The sequence below is a fragment of the Collimonas humicola genome (genome assembly GCF_018304945.1).
In the GTDB taxonomy this organism is placed as follows: domain Bacteria; phylum Pseudomonadota; class Gammaproteobacteria; order Burkholderiales; family Burkholderiaceae_D; genus Collimonas; species Collimonas humicola.
Genome location: NZ_JAGQEE010000008.1, coordinates 30,012 through 45,819, shown reverse-complemented (window position 1 = coordinate 45,819; position 15,808 = coordinate 30,012). Strand labels below are relative to the sequence as shown.

General features: G+C 58.6%; 14 protein-coding genes. 12 read left to right on the top strand and 2 right to left on the bottom strand.

The genetic code is table 11. The features are described 5' to 3' along the window. Window positions 1-250: 250 nt before the first annotated feature. The 3 genes from alaS (at window position 251) to KHU30_RS20875 (ending at window position 5,257) form a co-directional block, all read left to right on the top strand. Window positions 251-2,875 carry an alanine--tRNA ligase gene (gene alaS / locus KHU30_RS20885; RefSeq protein ID WP_211444538.1) on the top strand — a complete coding sequence of 875 codons (2,625 nt, stop codon included), beginning with the start codon at window positions 251-253 and terminating at the stop codon, window positions 2,873-2,875. A 122-nt stretch (window positions 2,876-2,997) separates the two neighbouring features. Next, on the top strand, window positions 2,998-3,552 hold the full coding sequence (locus KHU30_RS20880; RefSeq protein ID WP_211444537.1) for an NUDIX domain-containing protein: 555 nt from the start codon (window positions 2,998-3,000) through the stop codon (window positions 3,550-3,552). 115 nt (window positions 3,553-3,667) lie between these two features. After that, a complete protein-coding gene (locus KHU30_RS20875; protein ID WP_211444536.1) occupies window positions 3,668-5,257 on the top strand; it encodes a rhomboid family intramembrane serine protease in 1,590 nt (529 codons plus the stop codon). Window positions 5,258-5,264: 7 nt separating this feature from the next. Here KHU30_RS20875 and KHU30_RS20870 read toward each other — a convergent pair whose 3' ends face one another. Further along, on the bottom strand, window positions 5,265-6,614 hold the full coding sequence (locus tag KHU30_RS20870) for a DUF4013 domain-containing protein (protein ID WP_211444535.1): 1,350 nt from the start codon (window positions 6,612-6,614) through the stop codon (window positions 5,265-5,267). 266 nt (window positions 6,615-6,880) lie between these two features. On the opposite strand from KHU30_RS20870, the gene KHU30_RS20865 reads away from it, so the two are divergent. From KHU30_RS20865 to KHU30_RS20845, 5 genes are all read left to right on the top strand, one after another. Further along, entirely contained in the window at window positions 6,881-7,108 is a 228-nt protein-coding gene (locus tag KHU30_RS20865) for a sulfurtransferase TusA family protein (RefSeq protein WP_038491550.1), read from the top strand. A gap of 400 nt (window positions 7,109-7,508) precedes the next feature. Beyond that, window positions 7,509-8,261: an electron transfer flavoprotein subunit beta/FixA family protein gene (locus KHU30_RS20860; RefSeq protein ID WP_014005149.1), complete on the top strand. Its 753-nt coding sequence runs from the start codon at window positions 7,509-7,511 to the stop codon at window positions 8,259-8,261. 90 nt (window positions 8,262-8,351) lie between these two features. After that, the gene (locus KHU30_RS20855) at window positions 8,352-9,281 is read left to right on the top strand and encodes an electron transfer flavoprotein subunit alpha/FixB family protein (protein ID WP_211444534.1); all 930 of its coding nucleotides are present in this window, start codon (window positions 8,352-8,354) and stop codon (window positions 9,279-9,281) included. A gap of 136 nt (window positions 9,282-9,417) precedes the next feature. Then, window positions 9,418-11,208, top strand: coding sequence for an acyl-CoA dehydrogenase (locus KHU30_RS20850; protein ID WP_211444533.1), 1,791 nt, complete (start codon window positions 9,418-9,420; stop codon window positions 11,206-11,208). Between the two features lie 115 nt (window positions 11,209-11,323). Beyond that, entirely contained in the window at window positions 11,324-12,649 is a 1,326-nt protein-coding gene (locus KHU30_RS20845; RefSeq protein WP_211444532.1) for an IS4 family transposase, read from the top strand. Between the two features lie 45 nt (window positions 12,650-12,694). Here the strand turns inward: KHU30_RS20845 and KHU30_RS20840 are convergent, their stop codons facing one another. Further along, window positions 12,695-13,114, bottom strand: a complete 420-nt coding sequence (locus tag KHU30_RS20840; protein ID WP_211444531.1) for a TM2 domain-containing protein — start codon at window positions 13,112-13,114, stop codon at window positions 12,695-12,697. 369 nt (window positions 13,115-13,483) lie between these two features. On the opposite strand from KHU30_RS20840, the gene rpsP reads away from it, so the two are divergent. From rpsP to rplS, 4 genes are all read left to right on the top strand, one after another. Further along, a complete protein-coding gene (gene rpsP / locus KHU30_RS20835; protein ID WP_038491540.1) occupies window positions 13,484-13,738 on the top strand; it encodes a 30S ribosomal protein S16 in 255 nt (84 codons plus the stop codon). 47 nt (window positions 13,739-13,785) lie between these two features. Beyond that, the gene (gene rimM, locus KHU30_RS20830; RefSeq protein WP_211444530.1) at window positions 13,786-14,349 is read left to right on the top strand and encodes a ribosome maturation factor RimM; all 564 of its coding nucleotides are present in this window, start codon (window positions 13,786-13,788) and stop codon (window positions 14,347-14,349) included. Between the two features lie 68 nt (window positions 14,350-14,417). Further along, window positions 14,418-15,167, top strand: coding sequence for a tRNA (guanosine(37)-N1)-methyltransferase TrmD (gene trmD / locus KHU30_RS20825; RefSeq protein ID WP_211444529.1), 750 nt, complete (start codon window positions 14,418-14,420; stop codon window positions 15,165-15,167). Window positions 15,168-15,329: 162 nt separating this feature from the next. Next, entirely contained in the window at window positions 15,330-15,722 is a 393-nt protein-coding gene (rplS, locus tag KHU30_RS20820; RefSeq protein ID WP_211444528.1) for a 50S ribosomal protein L19, read from the top strand. The last annotated feature ends 86 nt before the right edge of the window (window positions 15,723-15,808 follow it).

The window sequence follows — 15,808 nt, the reverse complement described above, 5'->3', positions numbered from 1 at the left end:
GCAGCGGATACCGGGGCGGATTCAGGCCGGATTTATCTGAATTCCTTACCTGATATCATTGAAAGCCCGCCGGGAGCGATCCCGCCGGGCTTTTTTCATGCGCTTCCTGCTGAATCGCCCTGCAGGTATCACGTATAATCGAAGGTTTGCAAAAGTACCTATTTGGCAACGCCCGCTGGACCGGCCCCCGGTTTCTTCGCGCTGCCGAATGTCGATTGCCTTTATTCCGTTTCATTTTTTGCCCAAGAACATGAACTCAGCCGAAATCCGCGAAAAGTTTCTCCAATTCTTTGAATCCAAAGGGCACACTATCGTGCGCTCGTCGAGCCTGGTCCCCGGCAACGATCCGACACTGCTGTTTACCAACTCCGGTATGGTGCAGTTCAAGGACGTGTTCCTGGGCACCGAAAAGCGCAACTATGTGCGCGCCACCTCGGTGCAGCGCTGCCTGCGCGCCGGCGGCAAGCACAACGACCTGGAAAACGTCGGCTATACCGCGCGCCACCACACTTTTTTCGAAATGCTGGGCAACTGGTCGTTCGGCGACTACTTCAAGCACGATTCGCTGGTCTGGGCCTGGGAGCTGCTGACCAAGGTGTACGGCCTGCCGGCCGATAAACTGTGGGCCACGGTGTATGAAACCGACGACGAAGCCTACGATATCTGGCACAAGGTCATCGGCCTGCCGAAAGAACGCATCGTGCGCATCGGCGACAACAAGGGTGCGCCTTACGCGTCGGACAATTTCTGGCAGATGGCCGACACCGGTCCGTGCGGCCCTTGTTCCGAGATTTTCTACGACCACGGTCCTGACGTCTGGGGCGGTCCTCCGGGCAGCCCGGAGCAGGACGGCGACCGCTACATCGAAATCTGGAACAACGTGTTCATGCAGTTCGACCGCCAGATCGATCCGAAAACCGGCGTCGCCACCCTGACGCCGCTGCCTAAGCAATGCGTCGACACCGGCATGGGCCTGGAACGCCTGGCCGCAGTGCTGCAGCACGTGCACAGCAACTATGAGATCGACCTGTTCCAGCGCCTGATCAAGGCCGCTGCGCGTGAAACCAATAGCACGGACCTGGAAAACAATTCGCTGAAAGTGATCGCCGATCACATCCGCGCCTGTTCCTTCCTGGTGGTCGACGGCGTAATTCCCGGCAATGAAGGCCGAGGCTACGTGCTGCGCCGTATCATCCGCCGCGCGTTGCGCCACGGCCACAAGCTGGGCCAGACCAAGCCGTTCTTCTACAAGCTGGTCAAGGACCTGGTGCTGGAAATGGGCGCTGCCTATCCCGAATTGCCTGCCGCCGCCGAGCGTGTCGAGCAGATCCTGAAGCAGGAAGAAGAGCGCTTCGGCGAAACCCTGGAACACGGCATGAAGATTCTGGAGGCCGAACTGCTCAAGAATCCGAAGAAACTGAGCGGCGCCACCGCATTTACTTTGTATGACACGTTTGGCTTCCCGCTGGATTTGACGGCGGATATCTGCCGCGAGCGCGAAATCGAACTGGACGAAGCCGGGTTTGCGGAAGCCATGGAACGCCAGAAAACGGCGGCGCGCGAGGGCGGTAAATTTAAAATGACAGCAGCTGTGGAATACAGCGGCGACAAGACCCGTTTCGTCGGCTATGACGAGCTGGCGCATGAAGCCAAGGTGCTGGCCCTGTATGTGGACGGCAGCGCGGTGCAGAAAATCGAGGCCGGCCAGGACGCCATCGTGGTGCTTGACACCACGCCGTTCTATGCCGAATCAGGCGGCCAGGTAGGCGACTGCGGCGTGCTGGAAGCCGCCGGTGCGCTGTTCGCGGTGACCGATACGCTGAAAATCCAGGCCGAAGTATTTGGTCATCACGGCAATCTGCGCAGCGGTTCGCTGGCGGTCGGCGACAAGCTCAACGCCAAGGTCGATATCGCAGTGCGCGGCCGCACTATCCGCAATCACTCGGCCACTCACCTGATGCACAAGGCATTGCGTGAAGTGCTGGGCGCGCATGTGGCGCAAAAGGGTTCGCTGGTCGACGCCGACAAGACCCGTTTCGACTTCAGCCACAACGCGCCGGTCAGCGCCGATGAAATCCGCCGCATCGAAGAAATCGTCAACCGCGAAATCCTCGCCAACGTCGCCACCGAAGCTAAATTGATGTCGTTCGACGATGCCGTCGGCGCCGGCGCCATGGCCTTGTTCGGCGAAAAATACGGCGATGAAGTGCGGGTCCTGGCTATCGGCACTTCGCGCGAATTGTGCGGCGGCACCCATGTCAGCCGCACCGGCGATATCGGCCTGTTCAAGATCGTCGGCGAAGGCGGCGTTGCCGCCGGCATCCGCCGCATCGAAGCGGTCACCGGCGAAGCCGGCCTGGCGCTGGTGCAAAGCCTGAGCAACCGCGTCAACGAAGCTGCCGCTGCATTGAAAACGCAGCCGGAAGAGCTGACCCAGCGCATCGCGCAGGTGCAGGATCACGTCAAGGCGCTGGAAAAAGAACTGGCCGGCCTGAAATCGAAGCTGGCGGCGAACCAGGGCGACGAGCTGGTGCTGCAGGCGGTCGACGTCAACGGCATCAAGGTGCTGGCGGCGACGCTGGAAGGCGCCGACAGCGCCACCTTGCGCGAAACCATGGACAAGCTGAAAGACAAGTTGAAAACCGCGGCCATCGTGCTGGCGGCGGTCAAGGATGGCAAGGTCAGCCTGATCGCCGGCGTCACCGCCGACGCCACTGCCAAGGTCAAGGCCGGCGAGCTGGTCAACTTCGTCGCCCAGCAGGTCGGCGGCAAGGGCGGCGGCCGTCCTGACATGGCGCAGGCCGGCGGCACCGATCCGAGCGGCCTGGCGGCAGCCTTGCAAGGGGTTGCTGCCTGGGTCGGCGAGCGCGCATAAAGCGGGTATAAAACAGCGGTCCCGAAAGCGGGGACGGCAAAGCGGGAAGCATCAAATCGCAGTAGTATCGCGGATTGGTTCTTCCCGCTTTTTTATTCTGTCTGCAGTCAACAAAAACCATCATGAGCGAATTCAAATTCTGTCCGGTCTGCGCCGCATCGCTGATTCAGCGCGCCGATGAAGACGAAGGCGGCAAATTGCGGCTGGCTTGTCCGGAGGGGCACTGGACGCACTGGGACAATCCGCTGCCGGTGCTGGCCGCGATCGTCGAGATCGACGGCAAGATCCTGCTGGCGCGCAATGCGGCATGGCAGGAGGGCATGTTTGCGCTGATCACCGGATTCATGGAGCGCGATGAAACGCCGGAGCAGGGCGTTGCGCGTGAACTGAAAGAGGAAACCAACCTCGACGCCCAGCAGATCAGCCTGGTCGGCGTGTATGAATTCATCCGCAAGAATGAGCTGATCATCGCCTATCACGTCAAGGCCACCGGCACTGTCCGCCTGTCGCCCGAACTGCTGGAATACCGCCTGCTGGAACCAGCGGCATTGCGGCCATGGCGCGCCGGCACCGGCCATGCCGTGGCTGACTGGATGCGAACGCAGGGCCTGGCGGTCGAATACATCGAGCGGCCGCTGTTGCAGCCGGCGCAGCCCGAACCGGCCTTGAAGGCGTGAGGCTGGATATCCGGCCAGGCCGGAAGAAAGCCGATGCGTAAAAAATAACGGTGCCGGGTGGCAATGACTGGGTAAAATCACGCTATCGAAAATTCTGACCTGCTCCTGAGCCGCCATGCTGATCATCCCGGTAGACCGTAAGCCAGACTGGAGGCGCCCGCCGCTGGTCACGATCCTGCTGGTGCTGCTCAACCTGCTGATCTACTTCGGCATCCAATGGGGCGAACGCAGCCATATGGAGCCGGCCGCCGAGTATTACCTGGTCGAGTCGCGCCTGCCGGAATTCGAATTCCTGGCCTATGCCCGTTTCCTGGAAAACCAGAACAAGCCGGAGGCGGGCGCCGCCATGCGCAAAGGACTGGAACGCTGGCGCCAGATACGGACGCGGGCCGAGCTGGCCGCTGCACGAGACGGCAGGCAGGCTTCCCTGAAAGACTACCAGTCGCTGATCGAGCGCTGGCATGTGCTTGATGCCGACGGCAAATTCGGCGCCTTGATGCAGCAGGCCAAGCCGCCGCTGCTGGGCACCGTCGATGCCGACGACCTGGCAGAGTGGAAAGAGCAGCGCGAACACTACCTGGCCATCCGCAGCCGCAGCTTTACCGAGCGCTATGCGCTGATCCCTGCGCAGGCCGGCGAGCGGCCGTTCACCTTGCTCACCCATATGTTCCTGCATGCCAGCGTCGAGCATGTGCTGGGCAACATGGTGTTCCTGGCGATGGTCGGCTACGCGGTGGAAATCCTGCTGGGCGGCGGCTGGTACTTGCTGTTTTACCTGCTCTCCGGCTTGCTGTCGGCGGCGTTCTACCTGCTGTTCGAAGGCGACAGCATGGTGCTCTCGCTGGGCGCCTCAGGCGCCATTTCCGGCGTCATGGGCATGTACACGGTGCTGTACGGCTTGCGCAAGATCCGCTTTTTTTATTGGTTTCTGTTTTATTTCGATTTCTTCAAGGCGCCGGCGCTGATCATGCTGCCGATCTGGGTCGGCAAGGAAGCTTTCGACCTGCTGTTTGGCGGCCCCTCGAACACCAATTACTACGCCCATATCGGCGGCCTGCTGGGCGGCGCTCTGCTGGCTTTGATCTTTCGGCTGCTGGCGCGCGGCAAGCTGGCGCAGGCGCATGCCAGCTATGTCTCCAACGGGGACGACGACAAGCTGTTGCGGAGCTTGCAGCAGAGCGCCTATGCCGCCCTGGCCCGGCTCGACTTCGAGCGTGCCCGGCGCGACTTCAGCAGCCTGGTCAGCAAGACGCTGGCGCAGCACAAGACGCCGCAGCCGGACTGGCTGCTGCAGCTGTTCAATCTATCGAAGGGGGCGCCGTCCTCGGCGGCTTTCCACAAAAGCGCCGAGATGCTGCTGAGCCTGCCGAAAGACCGCTTCGACGAAGAGAAAATCCATCAGGTTTATCTCGACTATGTCGCCAGCGCGGAGCCGCGGCCGCTGCTCAGCAACGACCAGTCGCTGGCGGTGGCCCGGCGTTTCGCCATGAACGGCCAGCCGCAGACCGCCGCCGCCATCCTGCAGATCCTGCTGGTGACCGCGCGCCAGCACCAGCAACTGCCGCAGTTGATACAGTTTGTCGCCCGCGGCTTCATGACGGCGGGCAGGAGGGACAAGGCGCAGCACTATCAGCAGTTGCTGCAGCGGCAGTTCCCCTTGAGTGAAGAAAGCCGCTGGGTTTCCAGTCCCGGCAACCGCTATTAAACCTGCGTCAGGCAGGTTCAGAAGTCTGGCTCAAGCCCTCGATCACCGTTTTATATTGCTGCGCATCGGCGGCTGCCGGGCTGCCAGGCCATTGTGCAATCACGTGGTTGAACAGCGTCAGGGCACGCGCATCCTGGCGCAGGTGGTCGGAGAGCAGTTTGCCGGCCAGCACCAGCACCGCCGCTACATCCTTGTGGCGCGGCGCGCGTTTGTGGAAGCCGGAGACAATTTCAAGCGCGATCTGATATTCGCGCACGCCGGCGGCAGCGGCGGCGATTTCCAATACATGGTCAGGATTCTCGATCTTGAATTCAGGATCGAGCCGGCGCGCCTGTTGCCAGGCTTCGCCTATGCGGCCGGCTTTTCCCGCGCGCGCCAGGGCAAACAGGTGGCGCGGCGCATATTCGAGCTGCTTGGCCTTGTCGCCCTTTAACAGCAGCAGCTTGGCGTAGTGGGCCGACAGTTGCGGATTGAGCTGATCGTAGCGCAGTTCTTCCCAGATCATTTCCATCGCCAGATCGATATTGCCGTCGCGAATCAGCGCGCCGACCTGCTGCGCGAGGATGTCGTCGTCGCTCAAGGGACGGTTATTGCGGCTGCCGGCAAGCGCGTTGATTTCAAAATTGCGGTCCGGCGAATAACCGATCTCCTGATGGTATTGGTACATCGTATATCCCATCAGATTGAAGCCGACCAGAGTGAAATATGCGCACGCGAAAATAGCCAGTGCGATCAGCACGGCGAGCGGCAATTTACCGGCAAACAGCATGATGACAATCGGCGCGCATTGGCCTAGTATGAAACTAAAGGCCCACAGCGCCAGATAGGGCCAGCCGCAGGCCTTGATCATCTTGAAGACCCTGAGCGGATTGATGGCGTCGCAGAAGCTGTGGGTGTAGCCGAGCACCATAAGGCTGGCCGGCAGCATCAGGTTGGCGACGGCGCTTGCCAGCAGGCCCAGCATGGGATGGACGGAAGCCAGGATGCCGATGAAAAAGCCTTGCACCATCATGATCAGCAACAGCTTATACGGGGACATCTTGTGGACGTCGTCAGCCTCGTCAAAATCGGCGCAGCGCAAATTGCCAAGTGAGGTTTGTTCCAGGATGCGAAACGCTAGGCGCGTCAGGTCGATGGCAAAGCCGATGCCGACCAGGATCGCAATGATAAGAATGAAGGGGGAGAAGCTGCCCTCTTCGTGATCGCTGCCGAGCAGCCACAAGCCGGTGCCGATCAGGGCGTAGACTGCGGGGTGCCAGATCAACTGGCCCTGCAGAGGGTAGAGGAAAAATTGAGGCAAGCGCTGCCAGAACGGTGTGATGTTGCTGAAGGGCTTTTCGCTATGGCTGTCCCGCATGCTCGTTTCCTCGGAATTTGTCACTAGACGGGAGCTGGGAAGCCCGGCGACTGTGCTTGTTATTGTGTTTGTTACAGTGCGATACTTGTCAGTTGAATATTAGCATGTAGATGTGCAGAAAGATTGTATTAAAGACATATTTGCTATTCGCCATGCTGTTGTAAAAATGATTGATGGCATGTTGCGATGCGTCAAACGCAGCATCGTTTGGAGTAGAATCAGTAAATAGCAGCAAATGTTAAAAATCTTTACATTACGAAGTGGTTATGGAATTTAATAAAGAACTCGACGCCCGCGGTTTGCACTGCCCACTGCCGATTTTGAAAACGAAGAAGGCGTTGGCGGACATGCTGAGTGGAGAAGTACTGCGTGTGCTGGCTACCGACTCCGGTTCAGTGCGCGATTTCCAGGCATTCGCAAAGCAGACTGGCAATGATTTGCTGGAACAGAGTGAAGAAAACCGGGAGTTCATTTTCTTCATGAAGCGCAAGTAAGCAGCCAGCTGCTTGAACCGGCGCTTGTCTTTTCCTTGCTCATCGCGTCATTGTTGTGAACGATTACCGCACGGCCTGCGTTCTGTAGGCCGTACCTTGCTTGAACTGTTGCCTGCTTTTCCCTCCTCTGCCTTCCCTTTTCATCGCCTGCATCCCAGGCCGGCAACCATATTCCCAAGCTGAACATTGCCTTGAACGTGTCTTGTTTTACAAGATCCGGGTGCGATTAGGTAATTTGCTCTAAGATTTAATAGAACGATCGTGCTAAATTTCAGCGTCGAACCGAATTCTCTCTTATAATTCCCAATTGAGATTTACGTAAACGTTAACCTTGCGTCACCGCGACTATCCGCGTCTATTCAGGTTCCAGATTTTTTTATTTCCATAAAAAGGCATAACGATGAAAGTATTAGTACCAGTCAAGCGTGTCGTCGACTACAACGTCAAGGTGCGGGTCAAGTCGGACGGCAGCGGTGTAGATATTGCCAACGTCAAGATGTCGATGAATCCGTTTGACGAAATCGCGGTGGAAGAAGCCACGCGCCTGAAAGAAGGCGGCAAGGTCACTGAAGTAATCGCGATTTCCTGCGGCGTTACGCAATGCCAGGAAACCCTGCGCACCGCGATGGCGATCGGCGCCGACCGCGGCATCCTGGTCGATACCGCCGACACCGACCTGCAGCCGCTGGCAGTGGCGAAACTGCTGAAGGCCGTGGCCGACAAGGAACAGCCGCAGCTGATCATCCTCGGCAAGCAGGCGATCGACGACGATTGCAATCAGACTGGCCAGATGCTGGCCGCGCTGCTGGGCTGGCCGCAAGCGACTTTCGCTTCCAAGGTGGTGCTGGAAGACGGCAAGGTGACTGTGACGCGTGAAGTCGACGGTGGCCTGGAAACCATCGCCCTGACGCTGCCGGCGATCATCACCACCGACTTGCGCCTGAACGAGCCGCGCTATGTGACGCTGCCGAACATCATGAAAGCCAAGAAGAAAACCCTGGACGTGTTCAAGCCGGCCGATCTCGGCGTCGATGTCGCACCGCGCCTGAAGACGCTGAAAGTAGTGGAGCCTGCCAAGCGCAGCGCCGGCATCAAGGTGCCTGACGTCGCCACGCTGGTCGCCAAGCTGAAGAACGAAGCCAAGGTACTGTAAGCGCGGCAGACGCACTTACCGGACACTCATCAAGAACCAGGCGCAGCGCCGCAAGATTGCAGGCGCGCGTCAATAAAACCAGGAGCCCACATGACAGCCTTAGTCATCGCTGAACACGATAATGCCTCGTTAAAAGGCAGCACTCTCAATACCGTTACCGCCGCCAGCCAATGCGGCGGCGAAGTCCACGTGCTGGTCGCCGGCAGCAGCTGCGGCGCAGCCGCGCAAGCCGCCGCCCAACTGGCGGGCGTCAGCAAAGTATTGGTCGCCGATGCCGCTTATTTCGCCGACGGCCTGGCGGAAAATGTCGCCGCGCAAGTATTGGCCCTGGCTGCGGCCTACAGCCACATTCTGGCGCCGGCTACCGCCTACGGCAAAAATATCCTGCCGCGGGTTGCCGCCAAGCTGGATGTCGGCCAGATTTCCGAAATCACCAAGGTCGACAGCCCTGACACTTTCGAGCGTCCAATCTATGCCGGCAATGCGATCGCCACCGTGCAATCGAGCGATGCGGTGAAAGTCATCACTGTCCGCACCACCGGTTTCGACGCCGCTGCCGGCGGCGGTTCCGCTGCCGTGGAAAACATTGCCGCAGCAGCCGACTTCGGCAAATCGGCTTTCGTTTCGCGTGAACTGGCCAAGTCGGACCGTCCTGAGCTGACCGCCGCCAAGATCATCGTTTCCGGCGGCCGCGGCATGGGTTCGGCGGAAAATTTCAAGATCCTGGAACCGCTGGCCGACAAGCTCAACGCGGCGATGGGCGCCTCGCGCGCCGCGGTCGATGCCGGTTTCGTGCCGAACGACTGGCAGGTCGGCCAGACCGGCAAGATCGTCGCGCCGCAGCTGTACATCGCCGTCGGTATTTCCGGCGCGATCCAGCATCTGGCCGGGATGAAGGATTCCAAGGTCATCGTCGCCATCAACAAGGACGAAGAAGCGCCGATTTTCTCGGTGGCGGACTATGGCATTGTCGGCGACCTGTTCGAGATCGTGCCGCAGCTGGTGGCCGAACTGGGCTAAGCCGCTTTCAGCCGACGGGCGTTTGACGGGGGCCGCCAGCCGGTGTCCCGTTGAAAATCGAATGCATAGGGGTGGCAATGCGAACGCCGGCGACGCCGGCTTCTCTTGCCACCCCGATTTTTAGGAGTAGCACATCATGAGTTATGTCGCCCCGTTGAAGGACATGCTGTTCGTACTGAACGAACTGGCTGGCCTGGAGCAGGTCAGCACGCTGCCCGGTTGCGAAGACGCGACCCCGGAAACCGTGGAAGCAGTGTTGCAAGAGAACGCCAAGTTTTGCAGTGAAGTGGTGGCGCCGCTGAATCGTAGCGGCGATCAGGAGCCAAGCTATTGGCACGATGGCGAAGTCACCACCAGCAAGGGTTTCAAGGAGGCCTTCAAGGCGTTTGCCGAAGCTGGCTGGCAAGGTGTGCAGCATCCGGTCGAATTCGGCGGCCAGGGTTTGCCGAAGCTGGTGGCGACGCCTTGCATCGAAATGCTGAACGCCGCCAATCTTTCCTTCGCCCTGTGCCCGCTGCTGAGCGATGGCGCGATCGAAGCGCTGCTGACCGCCGGCAGCGACGAGCAAAAACGCATCTACTTGGAAAACCTGGTGTCCGGCAAATGGACCGGCACCATGAATCTGACCGAGCCGCAGGCCGGCTCCGACCTGGCGCTGGTGCGCACCCGCGCCGTGCCGCAGGACGATGGCACCTACAAGATTTCCGGCACCAAGATTTTCATCACCTACGGTGAACACGATATGGCGGAAAATATCGTGCACCTGGTGCTGGCGCGTACGCCGAATGCGCCGGAAGGGGTGAAAGGCATTTCGCTGTTCATCGTGCCGAAATTCATGGTCAACGCCGACGGTACGCCGGGCGCGCGCAACGACGTCCATTGCGTCTCGCTGGAACACAAGCTGGGCATCAAGGCCAGCCCGACCGCGGTGCTGCAGTTCGGCGACCATGGCGGCGCGATCGGTACCCTGGTCGGCCAGGAAAACCGCGGCCTGGAATACATGTTCATCATGATGAACGCGGCGCGTTTTGCGGTCGGCCTGCAAGGCATCAGCGTGGCAGAGCGTGCTTATCAAAAGGCCGTGGCATATGCCAAGGACCGGGTGCAGTCGCGCGACCTGGCCGGCTCGGCAGGCGCCGTGACCATCATCCATCAGCCGGATGTGCGGCGGATGCTGATGAGCATGCGCTCGCAGATCGAAGCGGCGCGGGCGCTGGCCTATGTCACCGCGGCGGCGCACGACGCAGCCCATCATCATGCTGACGAAGCGGTCCGCAAGGCCAACCAGGCGTTCTATGAATACATGGTGCCGGTGGTCAAGGGCTGGTCGACCGAGATCTCGATCGATGTGGCCTCGACCGGCGTGCAGGTCCACGGCGGCATGGGCTTTATCGAAGAAACCGGCGCCGCGCAGTTCTATCGCGATGCGCGGATCCTGACGATTTACGAAGGCACCACGGCGATCCAGGCCAACGACCTGATCGGCCGCAAGACCGTACGCGACGGCGGCGCTGTCGCCAAGGCGATCATCGCCCAGGTGCGCGCTACCCAGGCGGAACTGGCGGGCAGCGGCGCCGCCGAACTGGTGGCGATCGGCAAGCAGCTGGCCAGCGGCGCCGATGCGCTGGAGCAGGTGGTCAGCTATGTCGTCGACAACCTGAAAAGCGATATCAAGGGTGTGTTTGCAGGCAGCGTGCCGTACCTGAAGCTGGCCGGCGTCGTGCTGGGCGGCTGGCAGCTCGGCCGCGCTGCGCTGGCGGCAAAGCGCAAGCTGGCCGAGGGCGCCGGCGACAGCGGCTTCTACCAGGCCAAGATCGGCACGGCGCGTTTCTTTGCCGAGCATATCCTGTCCCAGGCTGAGGCTTACCGCATCTCGGTAATCGAAGGCAGCAGCGGCGTGATGGCGCTGACGGAAGATCAGTTCTGAGATCGCTTCAAGCGTAAAAAAAGCAGCCTCGGCTGTAATGCCGTTCAGTTAAGACTGAACGGCATTTTTGTTTTTAAGTGTTGTAAACGCAATTGGAGGCTGTTAACCTGCGTGCATGCTTGATGACGCGATCCATTTTATGGCTGAAACTCAGGAGGCACCCAACTGGGAGCGCCTGGGGCAACATTTACCATATGAGTGGATAGAGAAGGCAATCAATTACACTGGCAAGGCGAGCATCCGGCACCGTCGGCTCCCAGCCGAGCAGGTGGTCTGGTTGGTAGTTGCCTTGGCGCTGTATCGGCATCAATCCATCAGCGAAGTCATCGACGATTTGGATCTGGCCCTGCCAGATGTCCAAGCTCCGTTCGTCAGCAAAAGTGCGGTCGCGCAAGCACGCCAGCGACTTGGGGCGGCGCCGTTGCAAGCGCTGTTTGAGTTATCCGCCCGCGCGTGGTGCGATCAGGACAACAAACACTACCAATTCAAGGGCTTGAGGTTGTTCGCCATGGACGGCACAACCTTAAAAGCGGTTGATACGCCAGAACACCGTCAGCATTTCGGCGCCCAACGCTACGCCTGTGCCGTGTCGAGCTATCCTCAGATACGCGGGGTCACGCTAACGGATGTCTCGACGCACCTGATTCGTAGTGCTGCCTTTGGTCCCTACGGTACGCACGAAATGCAGTATGCCAAAGCACTGGTGTCCTCTATTCCCGACGATTCCCTCACGGCCTTTGACAAAGGCTTTTTGTCGGCGGAAATCTTATGCAACTTAACTGGCCGGGGCAACAATCGCCACTTCATCATTCCAGCCAAAGCCAACACGAAATGGGAAGTGCTAGAGGAAAGCACTGGCGACGCATTAATCCAGATGCGCATATCGCCGCAGGCGCGTCGCAAATGTCCTGAACTGCCCGAATTCTGGCAGGTACGAGCCATTACCGTAATCGATCCATCTGCGCGCAAACAGATTCTGCTTACATCATTGTTCGATCGTAAGCGTTACAAAGCCGTCGACATTACTGCGTGCTATGAACGACGTTGGCAAATTGAAACGAGCTATCGGGAATTGAAGCAGACTATGTTGGGCAAGACTCTTACGCTGCGCAGCAAAACGGTAGAAGGCGTCTACCAGGAAATATGGGGAACACTGACCGCGTACAACTTAATCAGACTGGAAATGGCAAAAACGGCGCTAGCCGTGAAATGTGAACCGACTGAAATTAGCTTCGTGCGTGCCTTTCACGTCATCCAGTACGAACTGCACTGGGCCGCAGTAACTCGCTCATATGGCAAGTTGCCGGCTCTGTTGCAACGCTTGCGGCAACGATTAATCGCCCTGCTGAACGAAGACCGACCCGGTCGACATTGCGACCGGGTCGTCAAAGCGCTACCTCAACGTTACTCCGTTCGGGTCCTGAAAAGAGACCTTAACTGAACGGCATTACAGCCTCGGCTGCTTTTTTTACGGCTCATGGGCATGTCAACCGTAGGCGCCGCCGGTGTACATCAGGTCGAAGGTGCGGGCAATCGCACCGATCAGGCCGATCGCGCCTACGCCCAGGGTCAGCACAACCAGCAGGACCACAAACCAGCTGGAGTCCGATTGCCGGCCGGAATTGGCATTGTATTTGGCGTCCCATTTTTCATCCGGGGTCAGGCCAATGACCAGTGATTCCAGAAAGGCAATCAATCCGGAAACAATCAATGGTCCGAACAGGAATGCGGCCTGCTGATCCTTGCACCATAGCCAGTAAGCCAGCAGCGAAACTGGCAAGGAAGCAAAATGCAGCCAGCCCCAGATATCGCTGAATCCCTTTAGGTAAAACCGATGCAGGCCGATGCTGCCGAATACAGTAGCGAGGAAAGTGGTGAGTGTCTTGTTCTTGTGGGACGATGTCATTGGCGGGGAGTTGAGTGGTTTATCTGGTCCATGCGGCAAAAAAACAAGGCAAAAGTGCACAATTTGCCTCAAATACGGAAATTGCTAATATACTAGCGCCGTTATCGCTACTGATGTTGCCAACACGCATCGTAAGCATCGGACAGCGAATTGAGGGCTCAGTGTACAGCCTGTATCAATTGACTGTCACTGATAGCACCCACCCAGAGCGCTTGCTACTTGCTCACAGAGCAGTACGGCGATTTTTACAGCCTGCACACCTTTTGACGTAGTGACGCCACACCGATGACCAGCTTTGGTTGCGGGGTAGGCATAATTTGCGTTATAATTTGCGGCTTTTTCCGTGTTCGAACACTTTTTGGAAACATTATGGTCGTTATTCGTTTATCCCGTGGTGGCGCAAAGAAGCGTCCTTTTTACAACATCGTAGCTACTGATTCGCGCAATCGCCGTGACGGTCGCTTCATCGAGCGCATCGGTTTTTACAATCCGGTAGCGTCTGGTGCTGAAGAGACTTTCCGTATTGCTCAGGACCGCCTGACGCATTGGCAAGGTGTTGGCGCGCAGATGTCGCCGACAGTTGCACGCCTGGTTGCTGACGCTGCCAAGAAAACTGCAGCTTAATTTTGCAACTGAGTCTGCAGCCTGAACCGTTGAGCGCGTTAGCAGAAATGTCGACCACAGCACAAACCGGGGCAGCAATACCTTCGGATCTGGTCGTGGTCGGTTATATCACCGGCGCTTACGGTATCAATGGCTGGGTGCGGATCAAACCGTATTCGGCGGATGCAGACGCGTTGTTGCATGCCAAGACATGGTGGCTGGGCCGGCAGAGTTCGCCGGAACTGCGCGATGTCGACATGCTGCAGGCGAAAAACCACAGTGGCGACATTGTGGCGCGCCTGATGGGCGTGGCAGGGCGCGATGCAGCCGAAGCGATGAAGGGCACCGTGGTGCACATCCCGCGCAGCCATTTCCCGGCGCTTGCTGACGATGAATTCTATTGGGTCGATCTGATCGGCTCGGTGGTTGATAATCTGCAGGGCGAGCATCTGGGCGTGGTGGCTGACCTGATGGACAACGGCGCGCATCCGATTCTTCGGATTACCGTGCCGGCAGTCGCGGGGCAGGACAAGGCAGCACCGGAATTATTGATCCCCTTCGTTGAGCAGTTCGTCAAGACGGTGGATCAGGCTGCAAAGAAAATTACGGTTGACTGGGGCCTGGATTATTGAATCCGGACTACGCTCCAGGCAACTGAAGCAGCAAACAAGATCGCAAGCGAAACATGAAGGTGAGCGGTATGCAATTTGATGTCGTCACTCTGTTTCCCGAAATGTTTGCTGCGTTGACGCAGTCGGGCGTGACCCGGCGGGCGTTTGAACAGAAAAGATGTGAGCTGGCGTTGTGGAATCCGCGTGATTTCACTACCGACAATCATCGTACCGTGGACGACCGGCCTTATGGCGGCGGGCCAGGCATGGTGATGATGGCAAAGCCGCTGGAAGCTGCGCTGGAGGCCGCCAAGGCGCGTCAGCTGCAGCAAAGCCTTCCTGCACCAAGGGTCATCTATCTGTCGCCGCAAGGCCGGCCATTGACGCATCAGCGCGTCATGGAATTGCGTAGCGAGCCGGGTCTGGTATTGCTGTGCGGTCGTTACGAAGCGGTCGATCAGCGCTTGCTGGACCGTTGCGTGGATGAAGAAATCAGCCTTGGCGATTTCGTTCTGTCCGGCGGCGAACTGCCTGCGATGGCCTTGATGGATGCGGTAATCCGGCAGCTGCCGGGCGTATTGAATGATGGCGCTTCGGCGGTCGAGGACAGTTTTGTCAATGGCTTGCTGGATTGCCCGCATTACACCCGGCCGGAACAGTATGAAGGCGTGCCGGTGCCGCCGGTGCTGATGGGCGGCCATCATGCCGAGATTGAAAAATGGCGGCGTCAGCAAATGCTGTCGGCAACCGCAAGGAAGCGCCCGGATCTGATTCAAAAGATACGCGCAGCAGGCTTGCTCAGCGCCGCAGATGAAAAGTTTTTACGGAATATGGGCTGAGCGCGCGAGCGTGCGGCCATATCGAAGTAGCAAGCAGCAGTAAAAGCAGTACCAAGGGGAGGCCAGCCGGCCACCTGTGTTTAACCCCATCCTCTACTGAGCAGCCTCGGCCAGCGGCCAAGGCAAAAAACGGCGTCAGCAAGATGGTATATGGAGCTAAAAATGGACTTGATCCAACAACTTGAGCAAGAAGAAATTGCCCGCCTCGGCAAGAATATCCCTGAATTCGCACCAGGCGATACAGTCGTGGTCAGCGTCAACGTAGTCGAAGGCACACGCAAGCGCGCCCAGGCTTACGAAGGCGTCGTGATTTCGCGTCGTAACCGTGGTTTGAACTCCAACTTCATCGTCCGCAAGATTTCTTCCGGCGAAGGCGTTGAGCGTACATTCCAACTGTACTCGCCATTGATCGCTTCGATCGAAGTCAAGCGTCGCGGCGATGTCCGTCGCGCCAAACTGTACTACCTGCGTGAGCGTTCCGGTAAGTCGGCGCGTATCAAGGAAAAACTGCCGCAACGTCGCAACACTGCAAAGGCTGCGCCAGCAGCTGAGTAAGTTGTGCCGAAGCAGGCATAGGTATTGCATGAGAAGGGGCGCCGTCAGGCGCCCCTTTTTTTATCTGTCATTTTTTGCCGATTGCA